This window comes from Sinorhizobium fredii NGR234 (assembly GCF_000018545.1).
GTDB classification, from domain to species: domain Bacteria; phylum Pseudomonadota; class Alphaproteobacteria; order Rhizobiales; family Rhizobiaceae; genus Sinorhizobium; species Sinorhizobium fredii_A.
On sequence record NC_012587.1, the window covers coordinates 2,095,232 to 2,112,945 of the forward strand.

Sequence of the window (17,714 nt, forward strand, 5' to 3'; positions counted from 1 at the left end):
TGCCTTCGTAGAACGCGTAAGGTGGAACTCGGGCATGAGTCCTCCGTGCAATTCCCGCCATCGGATGCTCACATCCGATGGCGGGAAGCTTGGCCGCGGTCATCGGATCCTCAGTGGAGGCTGACGGCGGCAGAGGCGAGCCTCTTGAGGTCCACGGTTCCAAGGGGCATGCCCGCCGGATCGATGACGACCAGGTCCCTATGACCTTCCCGGGCGATGATCTTGATGGCATCTTCGACCGAGCTGCCGGCGACGATCGTAGCGCCGTTGATAGCGTGATCCGCGCTCAAGGGCTGCATGACGGCATCCACATGGATGACGCGGCCGCGGTTCACCTCCCGCACGAAGTTCGCGATGTAATCGTCCGCCGGGCGCAGAACGATGTCCTGGCTCGTGCCCGCTGGATGACTTCGCCGTCACGGAGAATGGCGATCTTGTCGCCCAGTCTCAAAGCTTCGTCCAAGTCGTGCGTAATGAACACGATCGTTTTCTTGATCTCCTTTTGGATATCAAGCAGAACGGTCTGCATGTCCATCCGGATCAGCGGGTCAAGCGCCGAATATGCTTCGTCCATCAGGAGGACGGGCGCGTCGTTCGACAGGGCACGCGCGAGGCCGACGCGCTGCTGCATGCCGCCTGAGAGCTGGTTGGGATACTTTTCCTCGAAGCCCTTCAGTCCGACTCGCTCGATCCAGCGCATTGCGACGTCGATGCTCTGGCTCCTGGAGACGCCCTGCACGTCGAGGCCGAAGAGCGTATTGTCGAGGACACTCCTGTGCGGCAGAAGGGCAAACTTCTGAAACACCATCGCGGTCTGATGACGTCGAAACTCGCGAAGCTCGTTCTCGTTCATCTTGACGACGTCGACGCCATTGACGAGGACCTCGCCATCCGTCGGATCGATCAGCCTGTTGATGTGACGGATCAGCGTGGATTTACCTGATCCGGACAGGCCCATGATTACCTGGATATTGCCCGATGGCATATCCAGATTGATGTCCTTGAGACCCAGAATATGGCCGAACCGCTCATTCAGCTCGGTTTTCGTAAGCCCCTTTTTGACGGCCTCAACATGGGCCTGAGCGTCCCGCCCGAAGATTTTGTAAAGGTTGCGGATTTTGATCCCGTCGAAATTCTTGTCAGCCATGGACAATCTCCCTGTGCTTCTGGAGTCGCTCGCCATAGGCCTGGCTGACGCGGTCGAAGATGATTGCGATCCCCACGATGGCGAGGCCGTTGAAAATACCCAGCGTGAAGTACTGATTGGCGATAGCCTTGAGCACGGGCTGACCGAGTCCCTGGACCCCGATCATCGAAGCGATGACCACCATCGCAAGAGCCATCATGATCGTCTGGTTGATCCCGGCCATGATGGTCGGGAGCGCGAGAGGCAGCTCAACGTTTCTGAGTTTCTGCCACTTCGAGCACCCGAACGCATCGGCCGCCTCCAGCACGTCCCTGTCGACAAGGCGGATGCCGAGATCGGTAAGACGGATCATCGGAGGCAATGCGTAGATGACGACGGCGATCAGTCCGGGAATACGCCCGATGCCGAGAAGCATGACCACGGGAATGAGGTAGACAAAGCTCGGCATCGTCTGCATGACGTCGAGCACAGGGCTGACGATCCTCTGCAAGCGGTCCGACCGAGACATGGCGATGCCGATCGGCAGTCCGACGACGATCGAGATGACCGTACAGACGAAGATCATCGAGATGGTTCGCATGGCGTCCAGCCACATGTCGAAGTACCCGATGAGGAGCGGCGTGACCATCGTGCCGGCGACGACCCTCAGGTTCCTGCTGGCAAGCCAGGCGATCGCCACGATTACGACAAGGACGATCGGCCACGGTGTCTGGGTCATCAGGCGTTCTGCCCAGATGAGGAACTTGCTGAGCGGCGCAAACAATCCTTCGATGAAATCGCCATAGTTGCGGGTGAAAGTGCGGAACGCGTTGTCAATCGAGAGCTTGAATTGCCTCAATGACTCGTCGTTCATATGCGGAAACTCGCTAAACCAGTCCATTTGGTTCCCCTTATTGCCGGTTCCGATCGTTGCTTTTGTCGATTGGTGGCGCTCCATGCCGGAGCTGCCTGAACTACGCCGAGGCGGTCGGTTGCGGAGCCTCGGCGTCCGCATGCCCCATTGCGATTGACTTGCGAAAGGCTGCGTCCAGGCCGCGGCCCACCGCGTCGTCGATGCCTGCCGCGCGCATCGCGTCCATCGCCGCCGCCGTCGTGCCGCGGTAAGCCATGAAGGTTTCGACGAGATCGTTGGGACAATCAGCCCGGAGCTCGGCCAGACGGCCCGCGCCTACGAGAAGAGCGTTCACGCCTCGGCGCGCGACGTCTCGGTTTATTCCCCGGGCGACTGCGTGGTTCATCATCGCGGCGGCAAGGAGCGCCGGAAACGCCGGGCCGGACCCGGTGAGGCCCGTGAAATAATCAATATCCGCTTCGGTCGCCAGTCTGTCAGACGTCCCACACGACTCGAAGATCGCCTGCGCGATGCGACAGTCCTCCTCGCCGGCCGCTTCCGAGGCCACCCACGGCGTGTAGGAACTCCTCACTTCTGCGGCACCGTTCGGCAGCGAACGCACTATTCGGTCGGTTTGGAGGTGGCGGGCGAGGTGTTCCAGGGTGACACCGGCCATGACCGAAATCACAAGCTTGCCCTGGGCGCTGACGCGGACCGCCGGGAAATCTTCCGGTCGCACAGACACGATGACGACGTCTGAGCGCTCGACGAGGAGCTGGTTGTCTTTCGTCCAGGTCGCGGACGGAAGGACGTCAGGCTTGGCGCTCCGATAAGAAAGAGTGAGGGCTTCGGCGTCGGCGATCCCGGCTTCCACGATGGACTGGGAGAAGGCCTTACCCAGCCAGCCCCCCGCCCCTATGATCCCGATTCTCGCCTGACTCCCCATCAGTCCATCTCCTATTTCGGCACGTAGCCGTGCCGCGCGAAAAAGCGGTCCAGCTCGCGCTGCTCGGGCTTTTTGCCTGTGTAGATTTCCACATAGGTCGGAATGCGTTTCATCCGCAGCGCGACATCCTCCTTCGCCTGCATGGTGATGTAGCCAATCTGGACGAGATAAATCGTGCGGGCGCGTACGTCTGCCGAGACCGCGTCGTAGCCGAATTTCTCGAACATCTCGGTGATCGCGCTGATGCGCGCCTGGTCTGCTTTCTGCACTTCGGCCAGAATCTCATCCGACTGAAGCGCCCAGCTGCGGACCGCGAACTCGAACTGCGAGTCGAAGATCGACTTGTCGAGCCAGCAGTCGAAAACGTTCAACATCGCCTCGACCACTGTCTCCGCATATGCGCCCGACTGCTTGATGAGGTTGCCGGTATTCTTCTCCCGCCACTTGCCCAGCAGCGCATTGAGCAACTCGTCCCTGTCTTTGAAGAACCAGTAGAAGCTGGTCCGCGAAAGATTCAGTCGCTTTGCAAGTGCGAGGATTTTGACCGAGTCGACGCCGGATTCGAGCAGGGATTCATAGGCAGCCTCGAGCCAACCCTCCTGCGATCCGCGCCATCCGCTGTCGTTCAAAACCTGTTCCATGGTTATCTCCTAACAAACCGTCACAGTGAAAACAAGAGAAATGTACACTCCTGTCAAAAAAACAGACTTGCCAGCAATCGTCCTTGACGCCGATGTACATTCTCAATACCGTCTCGTCATAATCTCTAAACCGGAGCTTTCCTGATGTCGAACGATCCTCTGCTTCAGCCCTACAAACTCAAGCACCTGACGCTCAGGAATCGGATCATCGTTACGTCGCACGAACCGGCTTACCCTGAGGACGGCATGCCGAAGGAGCGCTACCGCGCCTACACCGTCGAGCGCGCCAAAGGTGGCGTGGCGCTTACCATGACGGCCGGTTCGGCCGCGGTCTCCAAGGACAGCCCTCCGGTCTTCAACAATCTCCTCGCCTACAAGGACGAGATCGTTCCGTGGGTTCGGCAAATGACCGACGCCGTGCATGAGGAAGGCGCGGCCATCATGATCCAGCTTACCCACCTCGGCCGACGGACGCGTTGGGACAAGGGTGACTGGCTGCCAGTCGTCGCCCCCTCCCATCATCGCGAGGCATCCCACCGCGCCTTCCCCAAGAAGATGGAAGACTGGGACATCGAGCGTATCATCAAGGACTTCGCGGATGCCGCCGAGCGCATGAAGGCTGGCGGCATGGACGGCGTCGAACTCGAAGCCTACGGACACCTGATCGACCAGTTCAATTCGCCGCTTACCAACGAGCTCGATGCCCCCTATGGCGGCTCGCTCGAAAACCGCATGCGCTTCTGTCTTGATGTCTTCAAGGCCATGCGAGAGAGGGTCGGCGACGACTTCATTCTCGGCGTACGCTACACGGCCGACGAACGGCTCCCCGGTGGCACCGACAAGGAGGTTGGCATTGAGATTTCGAAACGTCTCAGAGACAGCGGCCTCGTCGACTACCTGAACGTCATCCGCGGCCACATCGATACCGACGCCGGCTTGACCGACGTCATCCCGATTCAGGGCATGGCCAACTCTCCCCACCTGGACTTCGCCGGGGAAATCCGGGCGGCGACCAACTTCCCGACATTCCATGCAGCCAAGATTCCGGACGTCGCCACGGCCCGCCATGCTGTCGCGTCCGGGAAGGTCGACATGGTGGGCATGACGCGTGCTCATATGACCGACCCGCATATCGTCCGCAAGATCATGGAAAAGCGCGAAGACGATATCCGTCCATGCGTGGGCGCCAACTACTGTCTCGACCGCATTTACCAGGGTGGTGCCGCCTACTGCATCCACAATGCCGCGACCGGGCGCGAGCTGACGATGCCGCACCAGATTCCAAAGGCTGGCGTCAGCAAGAAAGTCGTGATCGTAGGCGCAGGTCCGGCAGGGCTCGAAGCCGCACGAGTAGCGGGCGAGCGCGGGCACGACGTCACCGTCTTCGAGGCGGCAAGCGATCCCGGCGGACAGGTCCGTCTGACGGCTCAGAGCGAACGCCGTCGCGAGATGATCAGCATCATCGACTGGCGGATGGCGCAGTGCGAGAAACTCGGCGTGAAGTTCCAGTTCAACACCTGGGCCGAGGCAGAGACGATCGAGGCCGAAAACGCCGACGTCGTGATCATCGCGACCGGCGGGCTGCCCCATACGGAAGTCCTGTCCAGGGGCAACGAGCTCGTCGTGTCGTCCTGGGACATTATTTCGGGCGACGTAAAGCCCGGGACGAACGTACTCATCTTCGACGATGCGGGCGACCATGCGGGCCTTCAGGCGGCCGAGTTCATCGCCAAGTCTGGGGCAAAGGTTGAAATCATGACGCCGGATCGGTCGTTCGCACCGGAAGTCATGGCGATGAACCTCGTCCCCTACATGCGGTCGCTTCAGAAACTCGATACGACCTTCACGGTCACCTACAGGCTGGAGTCTGTCGAGAAGCGCGGCAACCAGCTCGTAGCAACCGTCGGCAGCGATTATGGCGGCGTTTCGAAGGAACGGGTGTTCGACCAGATCGTCGTCAACCACGGGACCATCCCGCTGGACGAAATCTACTACGAACTCAAACCCAAGTCCTCCAACCTGGGTGCGGTTTCCTACGACCAGCTTATTGACGGTCAGCCCCAGGCGGTAAACCGAAACAACGAAGGAAAATTCCAGCTCTACCGTATCGGCGATGCGGTGTCCGCGAGGAACACCCACGCGGCCATCTACGACGCGTTGCGTCTGGTCAAAGACATCTGATCTCGGTTTGGAGAGTTAGGGACGTCGACCGATGCTAAGAAGCGAGCCACTCCAGGGCTTTTTGGATGCCGCATTCGTGGCATTCGATCGCTTTGCCGTCGATACGCGAGCTCGGCAGTCGATCATGCAGGTCTTCTCAAGGTTGGCGAGCCCATTGCCGATCAGGCAGGGCCAGGGAAGACGCCTGCCCGTCGTCGATCGCTTCCTCGCCACCGCGTTGGAAACCGGAAGCGACGACGCCGTCCTCGCCGCGCTGCTCGATCGTTTCAAGGCGATTGAGGAACAGCTGGAGTGGAAGACCCGCTCCATCTACGATCACACGGCAAGCGCTACCTTTCTGCTCGGTCACGGCAACGCCCTGATTGTCGGACCGCAGGCCCTTGAAGACCGGACCGATGCCTGGATCGGCGCATCCCTTTTGGCGCCGGACGTCCGCTATCCGGACCACAATCACGCCCCTGAAGAAACATATCTCGTGCTGTCGGAGGGGGAGTTCAGCCAGGCCGGCGGCGAATGGTTCGCTCCCGGTATCGGTGGCTCATTCTTCAACCCGCCAAACATAAAGCACGCCATGCGGTCGGGCACAAAGCCCCTCTTCGCCTTCTGGGCATTGTTGCCCGATACGCCCCAACATTGAGGCCAGCGACAAGCCAAACAAGGGAAACTGCAATGAAGATCATCGTACCGGTCAAACGGGTGGTGGACTACAACGTCAAGATCCGCGTCAAGGCGGATGGGTCGGGCGTCGAACTCGCCAACGTCAAGATGTCGATGAACCCGTTCGACGAGATCTCCGTCGAAGAGGCGCTGCGCCTCAAGGAAGCCGGCAAGGCCTCGGAAGTCGTCGTCGTGTCGATCGGCCCGGCCAAGGCCGAGGAAACGCTGAGGACCGCGCTCGCCATGGGCGCCGACCGGGCGATCCTCGTCGAGACCGAGGACCAGGTCGAGCCGCTCACTGTCGCCAAGATCGTCAAGGGTGTGGCCGAGGCCGAACAGCCGGGGCTGATCATCGTCGGCAAGCAGGCGATCGACGACGATTCGAACCAGACCGGCCAGATGCTCTCGGCGCTCTTGGGCTGGGCCCAGGGCACCTTCGCCTCGAAGGTCGAGCTCGGCGACGGCAAGGTCAATGTCACCCGCGAAGTCGACGGCGGCCTGCAGACGGTCGAACTGAAGCTGCCGGCCGTGGTGACCACCGACCTCAGGCTCAACGAGCCGCGCTATGCCTCGCTGCCGAACATCATGAAGGCGAAGAAGAAGCCGCTCGACAAGAAGAGCCCGGCCGACTTCGGCGTCGACACGGCGCCGCGGCTGAAGGTGTTGAAGACCGAGGAGCCGTCCGGCCGCAAGGCCGGCATCAAGGTCAAGTCGGTCGCCGAGCTGGTGTCCAGCCTGAAGACCGCCGGCGTGCTCTAACCGGCAGATTTGAGGAGATATAGACATGGCCGTTCTTCTTCTGGCTGATCATGACAACGCCACGCTTTCCGACCAGACCGCCAAGGCGCTGACGGCGGCCCAGAAAATCGGCGGCGACGTTCACATCCTCGTCGCGGGCTCGGATGCGAGGGCAGCGGCCGACGCCGCGGCAAACCTTTCCGGGGTCTCGAAGGTCCTGCTGGCCGACGATGCGGCGCTTGCCAACAACCTGGCAGAACCGCTTGCAGCATTGATAGTCTCGCTTGCAGGCTCCTACGACGCGATCGCCGCGGCCGCGACCTCGGTCGGCAAGAACGTCATGCCGCGCGTTGCGGCGCTGCTCGACGTCGCCCAGGTCTCGGAAATCATCGAGGTCGTCTCGGCCGATACCTTCAAGCGTCCGATCTATGCGGGCAATGCGATCCAGACAGTTCAGGCCACCGACAGCAAGAAGGTGATCACCGTCCGCACCGCCTCGTTTTCCCCGGCCTCTCGAGGCCCCGCTGCTGCCGTTGAGGCAGTCTCAACGGCAGCTCTTTCTTCCGGTCTCTCCACGTTCGTTGCAAACTCGCTGTCGTCCTCCGACCGCCCGGAGCTGACCTCGGCGAAGATCATCATCTCCGGCGGCCGGGCGCTCGGTTCCTCGGAGAAGTTCAAGGACGTGATCCTGCCGGTCGCCGACAAGCTCGGCGCCGCCGTCGGCGCGTCGCGCGCCGCCGTCGATGCCGGCTATGCGCCGAACGACTGGCAGGTCGGCCAGACCGGCAAGGTGGTCGCGCCCCAACTTTACATCGCCTGCGGCATCTCCGGTGCCATCCAGCACCTTGCCGGCATGAAGGATTCCAAGGTGATCGTCGCCATCAACAAGGACGAGGAGGCGCCGATCTTCCAGGTCGCCGACTATGGCCTCGTCGCCGATCTATTCGACGTCCTGCCGGAGCTCGAGAAACTGACCTGACATCGAAAAGCTCACCTCCACCAAGGACGAAATCAAGGTGTATCGCTACCAGACCCTGCAATATCCGGTCGAGTTCGAACCGCTTGCATCTGCTTCCAGGTGGATGTCGATGCGCGGCAGCCGGCCGGCCGCCTTGCAAGCGTTTATCAGCGCGGCCGGAAACCTCTTTCTTGCAGACGATGTCCCGACAATGGCCAGATACATTGCCGGGAAAGTCTTTCACGACATCTCACGCGCCAGCAGCCACTATTGCTCGGGAGGCATCGAGCTTCCCGCCGTAAGCCATCTCTCGCTCGCTGTCGGAAGGGCACGCGAGCAAGGGGGAAAGATCGCGGCGGTCGCCGCGGCGATGGAGGCAATTGTTCCCGGACTGCGCTGGTACCAAAGCAATACGGGCCCGTTCGCCAGCGTCAACTTTCTCGACGGCCACGCCCACGCATACATTGTTGGGCCTGATGGTCTCGAGCAGCGAGACTGTATCCATCTAGGGGTCACCATATTGGCTCCTTTCACCAGATATCCCGATCATCGCAGGCGCTATCCCGCTGCCTTCGCGGCGCTCTCGCACATGGAAGTTCGAGTGGACGAGAGCGCTTGGATGCCTCATCGCGCCGGCGGGGTATTTTTCGCCGAAGGCGGCAGCGGCCTGGCGCTTCGCTGCACCAGCGGGCCTGCGCTCGTGCTTTGGTGCGAAAGAGCGAGCGGCCGGTGATGCAAACCCGCCTATTTTTGAGATTCAATTGGAATGTCTGACCGGATGGAACTCCCCGAACGCGAGAGCATGGAATTCGACGTGGTGATCGTCGGGGCGGGTCCGGCCGGGCTTGCCGCGGCGATCCGCCTGAAGCAGGTCAATCCGGAGCTCTCGGTCGTCGTGCTCGAGAAGGGCGCCGAGGTCGGCGCCCATATCCTCTCCGGCGCCGTCGTCGATCCAATCGGTATTGACCGGCTGCTGCCCGATTGGCGCAACGACGCCGACCATCCGTTCAAGACCGAAGTCACCGACGACCACTTCCTGTTCCTCGGCCCGGCCGGCTCGATCCGCCTGCCGAATTTCCTGATGCCGCCGTTGATGAACAATCACGGCAACTACATCGTATCGCTTGGGCTCGTCTGTCGCTGGCTGGCGACCCACGCCGAGGCGCTCGGCGTCGAGATCTATCCGGGCTTTGCCGCGACCGAGGTGCTCTACAACGACGAAGGCGCGGTGATCGGCGTCGCCACCGGCGACATGGGCATCGAGCGCTCCGGCGAGCCGGGCCCGAACTTCGCCCGCGGCATGGCGCTCTTGGGCAAATACACGCTGATCGGCGAGGGGGTGCGCGGCTCGCTCGCCAAACAGCTGATTGCCAAGTTCGATCTCTCGAGGGACCGCGACGTCCAGAAATTCGGCATCGGCCTGAAGGAACTATGGGAGGTCAAGCCGGAGAACCACAGGCCGGGCCTGGTACAGCACTCCTTCGGCTGGCCGCTCGGCATGAAGACCGGCGGCGGCTCGTTCCTCTACCATCTCGAGGACAATCTCGTGGCCGTCGGCTTCGTCGTCCACCTGAACTACAAGAACCCCTATCTCTACCCGTTCGAGGAGTTCCAGCGCTTCAAGACGCATCCGGCCATCCGCGGCACCTTCGAGGGCGGCAAACGGCTCTCCTACGGCGCCCGGGCGATCACCGAGGGCGGCTACCAGTCGGTGCCGAAGCTGTCCTTCCCCGGCGGCGCGCTGATCGGCTGCTCGGCCGGCTTCGTCAACGTGCCGCGCATCAAGGGCAGCCACAATGCGGTGCTGTCGGGCATTCTCGCCGCCGAGAAGCTGGCGGCGGCGATCGCCAGCGGCCGCGCCAATGACGAGCCGATCGAGATCGAGCGCGGCTGGCGCGACAGCGCCATCGGCCAGGACCTGAAGAAGGTCAGGAACGTCAAGCCGCTCTGGTCGCGCTTCGGCACGGCGATCGGCGTGGGGCTCGGCGGCCTCGACATGTGGACCAACACGCTGTTCGGCTTCTCCTTCTTCGGCACGCTGAAGCACGGCAAGACCGATGCGCAGAGCCTCGAACCGGCCGCGCAGCACCAGAAGATCGATTATCCGAAGCCGGACGGGGTCTTGACCTTCGACCGGCTGTCCTCGGTGTTCCTGTCGAACACCAACCATGAGGAGGACCAGCCGATCCACCTCAAGGTCAAGGATCCGGAACTGCAGAAGCGCTCCGAATTGGACGTCTATGCCGGTCCGTCGACGCGCTACTGTCCGGCCGGCGTCTACGAATGGGTCGAGAAGGACGGTAAGCCGACCTTCGTCATCAACGCCCAGAACTGCGTGCACTGCAAGACCTGCGACATCAAGGACCCCAACCAGAACATCAACTGGGTGCCGCCCCAAGGCGGCGAAGGCCCGGTCTATCCGAACATGTAAATCGAAGTTTGTACCCGGAAAGGAAATCACATGGACGTACGCGCCGCTGTTGCCGTTCAGGCAGGAAAACCGCTTGAGGTAATGACCGTACAGCTGGAAGGTCCTCGCGCAGGCGAAGTGCTGATCGAAGTAAAAGCGACCGGCATCTGCCACACGGACGACTTCACGCTCTCGGGCGCCGACCCGGAAGGCCTGTTCCCGGCGATCCTCGGTCATGAGGGTGCCGGCATCGTCGTCGACGTCGGGCCGGGCGTCACCTCGGTGAAAAAAGGCGATCATGTCATCCCGCTCTACACGCCGGAATGCCGCGAGTGCTATTCCTGCCTGTCGCGTAAAACGAACCTCTGCACCTCGATCCGCGCCACCCAGGGACAGGGCCTGATGCCGGATGGCACATCCCGCTTCTCGATCGGCAAGGACAAGATCCACCACTACATGGGCTGCTCGACCTTCGCGAACTACACCGTTCTGCCCGAGATCGCCGTCGCCAAGGTCAACCCCAACGCGCCCTTCGACAAGATCTGCTACATCGGCTGCGGCGTCACCACGGGCGTGGGCGCGGTGATCAACACCGCGAAGGTCGAGATCGGCGCGACCGCTATCGTCTTCGGCCTCGGCGGTATCGGGTTGAACGTGCTGCAGGGGCTGCGCCTCGCCGGTGCCGACATGATCATCGGCGTCGACATCAACCCGGACCGCAAGGAGTGGGGCGAGAAATTCGGGATGACGCACTTCGTCAATCCGAAGGAGATCGGCGACGACATCGTGCCCTACCTCGTCAATATGACGAAGCGCAATGGCGACCTGATCGGCGGCGCTGACTACACCTTCGACTGCACGGGCAATACCAAGGTCATGCGCCAGGCGCTGGAAGCGGCGCATCGCGGCTGGGGCAAGTCGGTCATCATCGGCGTCGCGGGCGCGGGCCAGGAAATCTCCACCCGTCCCTTCCAACTCGTCACGGGCCGCCAGTGGATGGGCACAGCCTTCGGCGGCGCACGCGGCCGCACCGACGTTCCGAAGATCGTCGACTGGTACATGGAAGGCAAGATCCAGATCGACCCGATGATCACCCACACCATGCCGCTCGAAGATATCAACAAAGGCTTCGAGTTGATGCATTCCGGCGAGAGCATCCGCGGCGTCGTGGTCTATTGACGATGCAGACGATCAGTCTCGACAAGTCGTTCGGCGGAACGCAGGGCGTCTACTCGCACGAGTCGGCAGTCTGCAAGTCCACGATGACGTTCGCCGTCTTCACGCCACCCCAGGCGGCCGAACGCCCCTGCCCCGTTGTCTGGTATCTCTCGGGCCTGACATGCACGCATGCCAACGTGATGGAAAAGGGCGAATACCGTAGAGCAGCGGCGGCTCTCGGTCTTATCGTCGTTTGCCCCGACACAAGTCCCCGGGGCGAACAAGTTCCGAACGAGCCGGACAACTGGCAATTCGGAAGCGGTGCAGGGTTCTATCTGGATGCGACAGAGAGTCCGTACGACGAACACTACCGCATGTATTCGTACATCACGAAGGAACTCCCGGAGGTTATCGCCTCTCACTTCCCGGCTGACATGACGCGACAAGGTGTATTCGGACACTCCATGGGCGGCCACGGGGCGATCACGATCGCTCTCAAACACCCGTCAGTCTTCCGAAGCTGCTCCGCCTTTGCGCCGATTGCCAGACCGATGGAAGCCGGTTGGTCTAAGCCCGCGTTCGAAAAGTATCTCGGCAGCGCCGCAGCCGCTTGGAGGGAATACGATACCTGCGCCTTGATCGAGGACGGCTATCGGTTTCCGGAACTGTTGGTCGACCAGGGCACATCCGACACATTCCTTGAGGATGGACTGAGGCCGAGCGAGCTCGAGAAGGCCTGCGCCGAAGCCGGCATCCCCCTGAAGCTGCGGATGCAGGAGGGCTACGGCCATTCCTACTACTTCATCTCGACCTTCATGGAAGACCATCTCCGGTGGCACGCGGAGCGGCTGTCTTAACGAAACGCAACTTTGCAACTCCGGACAATGGGGTCCGGCGAAAGAGGAGGGAATAACATGGGAAATCTGCATCTACATCCGCACCTGGATGGCGGACCGCGGGGAAGCGGAAAGCAGTTTTCGGGAGGCGTTCTGACGTGCGCGTGCTCCACGAACCCGGTCAAGGTAAAGGTCAACAGCGACATCGCGCACAACCACGCCTGCGGATGCACCAAGTGCTGGAAGCCTGAAGACGCCACCTTCTCCATCGTCGCGGTTGCCGCGACGGAAAAGGTCGAAGTCCTCGAAAATGGAGACAAGCTCGCTGTCGTCGACCCGTCGGCACTCATCCAGCGCTACGCTTGCAAGGACTGCGGCGTCCACATGTATGGTCCGGTCGAACGCGACCATCCCTTCCAGGGCCTCTCGTTCATCCATCCGGAACGTTTCGAAGAAGATGGATGGGCCGAACCAGGCTTTGCCGCATTCGTCTCCTCGATCATCGAAAGCGGCTTCAGCCCCGAAAAAATGGACGAAGTCCGTTCGCGCCTCAAAGAGTTGGGTCTCGAACCTTACGATTGCCTCTCGCCCGGCCTCATGGATTATATTGCCACGTGGACCGCTAAAAAGAGCGGCGCATTGCCTGCGTAAGGCTTAGGTTGCACTGCGACTTGCAGTCAGGCACTCCGATACCGGCTTTCGCCGCAAGGTCGCCTCCGTCCGGCGACCCAATACGGCGAAGGTCGGCATCGTCTTTCACACTATGACCTTCGAGTTAGACTGAGTGCGGATAGACGGAAGCTGTCATTGCGGGAACACAAGCTACACCGCGGATATCGATCCCGCCGAGGTCTCCGTCTGTCACTGTACAGACTGCCGGAGCTCACCGGTACGGTTTACGGAGTAACCGTCAGCGTTCCGCTTCGAGCGGGATGAGGAAAAGTGCGCGCGGTTTTCCGCCCGCATCCCGCTCTAATCATTTAGAATCGATCACGCTTATGATTTTGGGTCGATCAGACCCACATAGCGGGCGAACCCCACCCTTTATGGAAAAAACCGCCGATAACGGCCGGAAACGGCTGCAATATTTCTGCGGGACATGTGGTTCGCCAATCTACAGCGTTGGCGAGGGCGATGCTGCCAATGTCGTGGGCATACGCGCCGGAACCAACCGGCAATTCCCGAACTCATGCCGAGATCACAGATCTGGTGTTCGTCCGCCCTGTCATGGCTTGACGAGGTGAAGGCTCTCCCCGGCCGGCCAGGAGATTAACGCGAGACCTGGTATCATTGCCGAAGCGGAGGTGAACGACCATCGCCTCGAGGACGGTCCAGCACGAGTATTCCCGTCTGCGCATTTTCAACGGGTCGCCGTCTGCTCGAACTTCAGGCAGCGCCTATACGAGATCGCCCTGAATAATAAGCAGCTCGCGCTTCGAAGCCTTCAGCGCCAGAAGGCGAGCCTCTTGATAAGCAGGATCGTCGTAGCACGCCCGTGCGATCTCGTACGACGGGAACTCCACGACGATAACCCGCTGAGCGTCCCGCGACTCGAGAAGGATCGGCGGCGTGACAAGCTGATTGATGCGGGCAGCGTACTTCTCCGCGATCGGCTTCCAGAGTTCGCCGTAATCCCTCTGGGCTCCTTCATCCGATATCTCCGTTCCGATAATGAGCCAATAGCCCTTCATCATGAGCACTCCCTTCGCATGCGGCTTGCAACGTGCGTGCCGCCCTTCGGTCGAATCTGGTTTGTCTGAGGGTTCCCACGGGAACGCATTCGAGTTTGATGTTTTCGGAGCCCGCCTCGGCAATCAGGACGATACCCTCCTCGCAACGGCAATCAAGAATAGGTGGCGACTGGTTCACCGAGCACGTCAAGACGAGGCGTGATTCCAAGCCCAGGCAGCTTCGGCGCCCTGACAAGCCCATTCACGACCTCGAACGGACCGTCGGCCGTCTTCAAAGTCACCATGTCGCGGCATTCGAGAACACTGCGCAGGTTGCGTTCCGGGACCGTCTGTCCAAGGTGTACGATCGCCGCGAACGCGATATCCGAACCCGTCGTTTCCTGAACGCTTACGGTGTAGCCGGCCGCCAGGCAGATGTCGCGATGGCGGCGTCCTCGCGTCAGGCCGCCGTTCTTCGATATCTTGAGGCCGATGCCTTCGGCGGCGTCATCTGCAACGAGTTGCGATACGGATGCGTCGTCCGTCGCCAGTTCGTCGAAAATGATCGGAACGTTGGTACGGCGTCGCAGGGAAACGCACTCGCGGTAGGTCGCACAAGGCGCTTCGAGTACGAAATCAAGACCCGGGGGCAGAAGACGCAACATCCGCAGCGCGCTTTCGACCGTCATGCCACCGTTCGCGTCGACGATGAAGAATTCGCCCGGCTTCTTGTCGGCAAGGGAAGCGGCAATTCTAGCAGCGTCGGTCTGCGGATCGTCGCCGACTTTCACCGAGTGGGCCAGGTAGCCCATCGCCCGATGTTCCGCGACACGCTTGCGCATGTCGTCCGGGTCACCAACGTAAATCGACGAAATGACCGGCAGGCCGACGTTGGTGCGACCGCCGAGGAGGTCGCAGACGGGCATCCCGACGGATTTGCCGAAGACGTCCCAACAGGCGACGTCGAGGGCGGTCTTCGCGTGAAGGTGCCCCACGAGCGCGTTGTCCATCGCTTCGTTGACGCGGTCCACGTGACGCGGGTCCAGTCCGATGAGGCTCGGGGCGATTTCCGCGATACCTGCTCGTACGCCCATAGCGTGAGAGGCGATATAGGTGGAGCCGAACGGCGTGCTTTCGCCCCAGCCTTCGAGACCGTCATTCGTGGCGATACGCACGAACGTGGCATCGAAGCTCCGATACTCTCGCCCGCCGGAGAGCAGATAGACTCCGCCGGAATAGGGCAAATCGACCTTGAAAACGTCGATACGTTCGATCTTCAGATCAGTCATGGTCTCTCTCAGGCTGGGATTTCGAGTACGATCTTGCCGACGATGGATTTCGACAGGAATGCTTTCTGGGCTTCGGCGATCTCCTCGAGCGGGAAGGTTTTCGCGACGAGCGGCCGGATTTCGCCACGCTCGATGTAGGAAATGAGATTTTCGAAAACCTCGTCCTCCTGGAACGTGCAGCCGAAAAAGCTCAGGTCCTTCAGGTAGAGCGAGCGGACATCGAGCTCGACGATCGGCCCGGCTATCGCGCCGGCAACCGCGTATCGCCCGCCTTTCTTGAGCACATCCAAAAGCGGCGCGAACCCGGGGCCCGCCGCGACGTCGATGGCCACGTCCATCGATTCCTTGCCGACCCTGGAGACGAGGTTCTCGTCTCGCGCGACAACTTCATCCGCCCCGAGGGCACGAAGGAGCTCGAGTTTGTCCCGGCCCGCCACCGCTGTAACGTGGGCTCCGCGACGCTTTGCAAGCTGGATCGCGGCCGAACCAACACCACCAGACGCGCCCGTGATGACGACCCGCTCACCGGAACGGACCTGTGCGCGATGGACCATTCCTTCCGCAGTGGAATACGCACAGGGAACGGAAGCGAGCTCAATATCGGTCCAGTCGCAGTCCACCTTGTAAGTTTCCCGCGACGGGGCCTTGGCATATTGGGCAAATCCACCGTCGCACTCGGAGCCGAATGTCCAGCATTCGAATGGTCTGTAGTCCACGTAAGAGCGTAACATGTTGCAGACCAGCACACGTTCACCGATGCGAACCGAGTCGACACCCTGACCAACAGCTACGATCCTGCCCCAACAATCGGCACCCTGGATTCGCGGGAACGCGAGCGGCACGCCGGACCAGCTCGCATCGTCATCCTGGACGGAATCGAAACCGGTCGAAGCTCCGTTTTCCGTCGCTGTCGAAATGCTCTTCGAGTACCAGCCGATGCGCGTGTTGATATCGGTATTGTTGACACCGGCGGCCGCCACACGGATGAGGACTTCGCCTGCCTGCGGCTTGGGAAGAGGTATATCGTTCCGGAATTCCAGCTTCTCGAAACCTCCATGTCTTGTGAGCAACACGCCCTTCATCGTGGCGGGCAAACGCGGAATGCCGTGATCCGCAGAGGTCGATGGTGTGTCGTTCATGTTCGTGGATACCTCGTCAAATAGATGATGTCATCGACGACCGGCACATCTGTGTTGATCGCGGCCGGATCATTAGAAAACCCTGTGACAACAGGAGTATCGCACTCCGGACGACTGACAATGGGAGTAAAAATCAGCCATGCTTTGAGTTCAGCTCAAGTCAGGCGTATAAGCGACGTCTCCGAACGGTCGCCGGGCAATCGGGAGCATAGTTTCTTGGTACGTCGCTATTACGATCTGCCTTCTTTGACGGGCCTCGCCGTGTTCGAAGCGTCGGCGCGGCACCTGAGCTTCACCCTCGCCTCGGCGGAATTGAACGTCACGCCCGGAGCCGTAAGTCGCCAGATCAAAGCTATCGAGGAAGAAATCGGTATTCCGCTCTTCGTACGGAAATCCAAGGGGGTAACACTCACCGCCGCCGGAGAAGAGCTCTGCAGCGTCCTGGCCGGAGGTTTCTCGCGGTTTTCGGAGGTTGTTCGGTCCCTCAAGCGCGAAGAGCTTCGCAGCACAACTCGATGCGATAGTGGACGTTCCTGGGCTCGGGAAGACCACCGTGGACACGGCATATGGCGGCGACAGTTTCGTAGTGGTCGACCCCGATCAGCTTGGCCTTGCCCTCATCCCGGAGAACGCACGCACCATAGCCGAAACAGGGATCAGGATCACAAACGCGGCGAACGAACAATTGGGTTTCCTGCATCCCGAAGACACTGGCTGGAACCATATATCATTCTGTTTGTTCGCCGGACCGCTGTATCGGGAGGACGAGCGTTTGAAAGCCCGCTCCGTTGTCGCGATCCAGCCTGGCAAACTCGACCGTTCGCCGACAGGCACTGCTCTTTCGGCTCGAATGGCGCTCCTCAACGCCCGTGGGGTTCTTGCCAAGGGGGATACGCTGACAGCGGTCTCGATTATCGGTTCCGAATTCGTGGGGACTATCGTCGATGAAACGACCGTGGCGGGGCAGAAGGCGATCGTTCCGTCGATTTCGGGCCGCGCCTGGATAACAGGGACGTCCCAGCTCATGCTCGACCCCGCCGATCCCTGGCCCGGCGGTTACAAACTTTCCGACACCTGGCCGACGATCAAGTAGGAGTTGACGTGATTGCCGC

At 60.9% G+C, this 17,714-nt stretch carries 15 protein-coding genes and 4 pseudogenes; 12 read left to right on the forward strand and 7 right to left on the reverse strand.

Annotated elements, in window-relative coordinates; all coding sequences use genetic code 11:
* Nucleotides 1-110: 110 nt before the first annotated feature.
* The 4 genes and pseudogenes from NGR_RS21380 to NGR_RS21395 all read right to left on the reverse strand — a co-directional run bounded on the left by NGR_RS21380 (nt 111) and on the right by NGR_RS21395 (nt 3,566).
* A pseudogene (locus NGR_RS21380) lies at nt 111-1,147 on the reverse strand (quaternary amine ABC transporter ATP-binding protein).
* Nucleotides 1,140-2,027, reverse strand: a complete 888-nt coding sequence (locus NGR_RS21385) for an ABC transporter permease (RefSeq protein ID WP_012708564.1) — start codon at nt 2,025-2,027, stop codon at nt 1,140-1,142. Before NGR_RS21385 ends, NGR_RS21380 begins: the two are co-directional and overlap by 8 nt.
* 73 nt (nt 2,028-2,100) lie before the next feature.
* Nucleotides 2,101-2,925, reverse strand: coding sequence for a pyrroline-5-carboxylate reductase family protein (locus NGR_RS21390; RefSeq protein WP_012708565.1), 825 nt, complete (start codon nt 2,923-2,925; stop codon nt 2,101-2,103).
* 11 nt (nt 2,926-2,936) lie between these two features.
* On the reverse strand, nt 2,937-3,566 hold the full coding sequence (locus NGR_RS21395; protein WP_012708566.1) for a TetR/AcrR family transcriptional regulator: 630 nt from the start codon (nt 3,564-3,566) through the stop codon (nt 2,937-2,939).
* Nucleotides 3,567-3,710: 144 nt separating this feature from the next.
* On the opposite strand from NGR_RS21395, the gene NGR_RS21400 reads away from it, so the two are divergent.
* From NGR_RS21400 to NGR_RS33680, 10 genes and pseudogenes are all read left to right on the forward strand, one after another.
* A complete protein-coding gene (locus NGR_RS21400; protein WP_012708567.1) occupies nt 3,711-5,747 on the forward strand; it encodes an NADH:flavin oxidoreductase in 2,037 nt (678 codons plus the stop codon).
* Between the two features lie 31 nt (nt 5,748-5,778).
* Nucleotides 5,779-6,384, forward strand: coding sequence for a dimethylsulfonioproprionate lyase family protein (locus NGR_RS21405; protein ID WP_012708568.1), 606 nt, complete (start codon nt 5,779-5,781; stop codon nt 6,382-6,384).
* A gap of 32 nt (nt 6,385-6,416) precedes the next feature.
* A complete protein-coding gene (locus NGR_RS21410) occupies nt 6,417-7,163 on the forward strand; it encodes an electron transfer flavoprotein subunit beta/FixA family protein (RefSeq protein WP_012708569.1) in 747 nt (248 codons plus the stop codon).
* A gap of 25 nt (nt 7,164-7,188) precedes the next feature.
* Nucleotides 7,189-8,121 (forward strand): electron transfer flavoprotein subunit alpha/FixB family protein, encoded by a 933-nt coding sequence (locus tag NGR_RS21415; protein WP_012708570.1) that lies wholly within the window; start codon nt 7,189-7,191, stop codon nt 8,119-8,121.
* Between the two features lie 37 nt (nt 8,122-8,158).
* Entirely contained in the window at nt 8,159-8,833 is a 675-nt protein-coding gene (locus NGR_RS21420; RefSeq protein WP_164924394.1) for a dimethylsulfonioproprionate lyase family protein, read from the forward strand.
* A gap of 33 nt (nt 8,834-8,866) precedes the next feature.
* A complete protein-coding gene (locus NGR_RS21425) occupies nt 8,867-10,531 on the forward strand; it encodes an electron transfer flavoprotein-ubiquinone oxidoreductase (RefSeq protein WP_012708572.1) in 1,665 nt (554 codons plus the stop codon).
* Between the two features lie 30 nt (nt 10,532-10,561).
* Nucleotides 10,562-11,689, forward strand: a complete 1,128-nt coding sequence (locus NGR_RS21430) for an S-(hydroxymethyl)glutathione dehydrogenase/class III alcohol dehydrogenase (RefSeq protein ID WP_012708573.1) — start codon at nt 10,562-10,564, stop codon at nt 11,687-11,689.
* 2 nt (nt 11,690-11,691) lie between these two features.
* A complete protein-coding gene (fghA, locus tag NGR_RS21435) occupies nt 11,692-12,525 on the forward strand; it encodes an S-formylglutathione hydrolase (protein WP_012708574.1) in 834 nt (277 codons plus the stop codon).
* 57 nt (nt 12,526-12,582) lie between these two features.
* Nucleotides 12,583-13,155: an S-(hydroxymethyl)glutathione synthase gene (gfa, locus tag NGR_RS21440; protein WP_012708575.1), complete on the forward strand. Its 573-nt coding sequence runs from the start codon at nt 12,583-12,585 to the stop codon at nt 13,153-13,155.
* A 133-nt stretch (nt 13,156-13,288) separates the two neighbouring features.
* Nucleotides 13,289-13,777 (forward strand): annotated as a pseudogene (locus NGR_RS33680) (GFA family protein).
* A gap of 124 nt (nt 13,778-13,901) precedes the next feature.
* Here NGR_RS33680 and NGR_RS21450 read toward each other — a convergent pair.
* The 3 genes from NGR_RS21450 to NGR_RS21460 all read right to left on the reverse strand — a co-directional run bounded on the left by NGR_RS21450 (nt 13,902) and on the right by NGR_RS21460 (nt 16,602).
* Nucleotides 13,902-14,198, reverse strand: a complete 297-nt coding sequence (locus NGR_RS21450; RefSeq protein WP_012708576.1) for a DUF1330 domain-containing protein — start codon at nt 14,196-14,198, stop codon at nt 13,902-13,904.
* 149 nt (nt 14,199-14,347) lie between these two features.
* Complete coding sequence (locus tag NGR_RS21455; protein ID WP_012708577.1) at nt 14,348-15,463, reverse strand: mandelate racemase/muconate lactonizing enzyme family protein; 1,116 nt, start codon at nt 15,461-15,463, stop codon at nt 14,348-14,350.
* Nucleotides 15,464-15,471: 8 nt separating this feature from the next.
* Nucleotides 15,472-16,602, reverse strand: coding sequence for an alcohol dehydrogenase family protein (locus NGR_RS21460; RefSeq protein WP_012708578.1), 1,131 nt, complete (start codon nt 16,600-16,602; stop codon nt 15,472-15,474).
* A 120-nt stretch (nt 16,603-16,722) separates the two neighbouring features.
* Here NGR_RS21460 and NGR_RS21465 point away from each other — a divergent pair.
* Together NGR_RS21465 and NGR_RS21470 are read left to right on the forward strand one after the other, a co-directional pair.
* Nucleotides 16,723-16,968 (forward strand): annotated as a pseudogene (locus NGR_RS21465) (LysR family transcriptional regulator); the annotation flags it as partial.
* Between the two features lie 130 nt (nt 16,969-17,098).
* Nucleotides 17,099-17,695: pseudogene (locus tag NGR_RS21470) on the forward strand (proline racemase family protein); the annotation flags it as partial.
* Nucleotides 17,696-17,714: the final 19 nt, after the last annotated feature.

What these genes read in the sequence shown, in the direction of transcription:
- NGR_RS21385 (WP_012708564.1), bottom strand. Translation starts at nt 2,027, where the DNA reads ATGGACTGGTTTAGCGAGTTTCCGCATATGAACGACGAGTCATTGAGG.
- NGR_RS21390 (WP_012708565.1), bottom strand. Translation starts at nt 2,925, where the DNA reads ATGGGGAGTCAGGCGAGAATCGGGATCATAGGGGCGGGGGGCTGGCTG.
- NGR_RS21395 (WP_012708566.1), bottom strand. Translation starts at nt 3,566, where the DNA reads ATGGAACAGGTTTTGAACGACAGCGGATGGCGCGGATCGCAGGAGGGT.
- NGR_RS21400 (WP_012708567.1), top strand. Translation starts at nt 3,711, where the DNA reads ATGTCGAACGATCCTCTGCTTCAGCCCTACAAACTCAAGCACCTGACG.
- NGR_RS21405 (WP_012708568.1), top strand. Translation starts at nt 5,779, where the DNA reads ATGCTAAGAAGCGAGCCACTCCAGGGCTTTTTGGATGCCGCATTCGTG.
- NGR_RS21410 (WP_012708569.1), top strand. Translation starts at nt 6,417, where the DNA reads ATGAAGATCATCGTACCGGTCAAACGGGTGGTGGACTACAACGTCAAG.
- NGR_RS21415 (WP_012708570.1), top strand. Translation starts at nt 7,189, where the DNA reads ATGGCCGTTCTTCTTCTGGCTGATCATGACAACGCCACGCTTTCCGAC.
- NGR_RS21425 (WP_012708572.1), top strand. Translation starts at nt 8,867, where the DNA reads ATGTCTGACCGGATGGAACTCCCCGAACGCGAGAGCATGGAATTCGAC.
- NGR_RS21430 (WP_012708573.1), top strand. Translation starts at nt 10,562, where the DNA reads ATGGACGTACGCGCCGCTGTTGCCGTTCAGGCAGGAAAACCGCTTGAG.
- fghA (WP_012708574.1), top strand. Translation starts at nt 11,692, where the DNA reads ATGCAGACGATCAGTCTCGACAAGTCGTTCGGCGGAACGCAGGGCGTC.
- gfa (WP_012708575.1), top strand. Translation starts at nt 12,583, where the DNA reads ATGGGAAATCTGCATCTACATCCGCACCTGGATGGCGGACCGCGGGGA.
- NGR_RS21450 (WP_012708576.1), bottom strand. Translation starts at nt 14,198, where the DNA reads ATGATGAAGGGCTATTGGCTCATTATCGGAACGGAGATATCGGATGAA.
- NGR_RS21455 (WP_012708577.1), bottom strand. Translation starts at nt 15,463, where the DNA reads ATGACTGATCTGAAGATCGAACGTATCGACGTTTTCAAGGTCGATTTG.
- NGR_RS21460 (WP_012708578.1), bottom strand. Translation starts at nt 16,602, where the DNA reads ATGAACGACACACCATCGACCTCTGCGGATCACGGCATTCCGCGTTTG.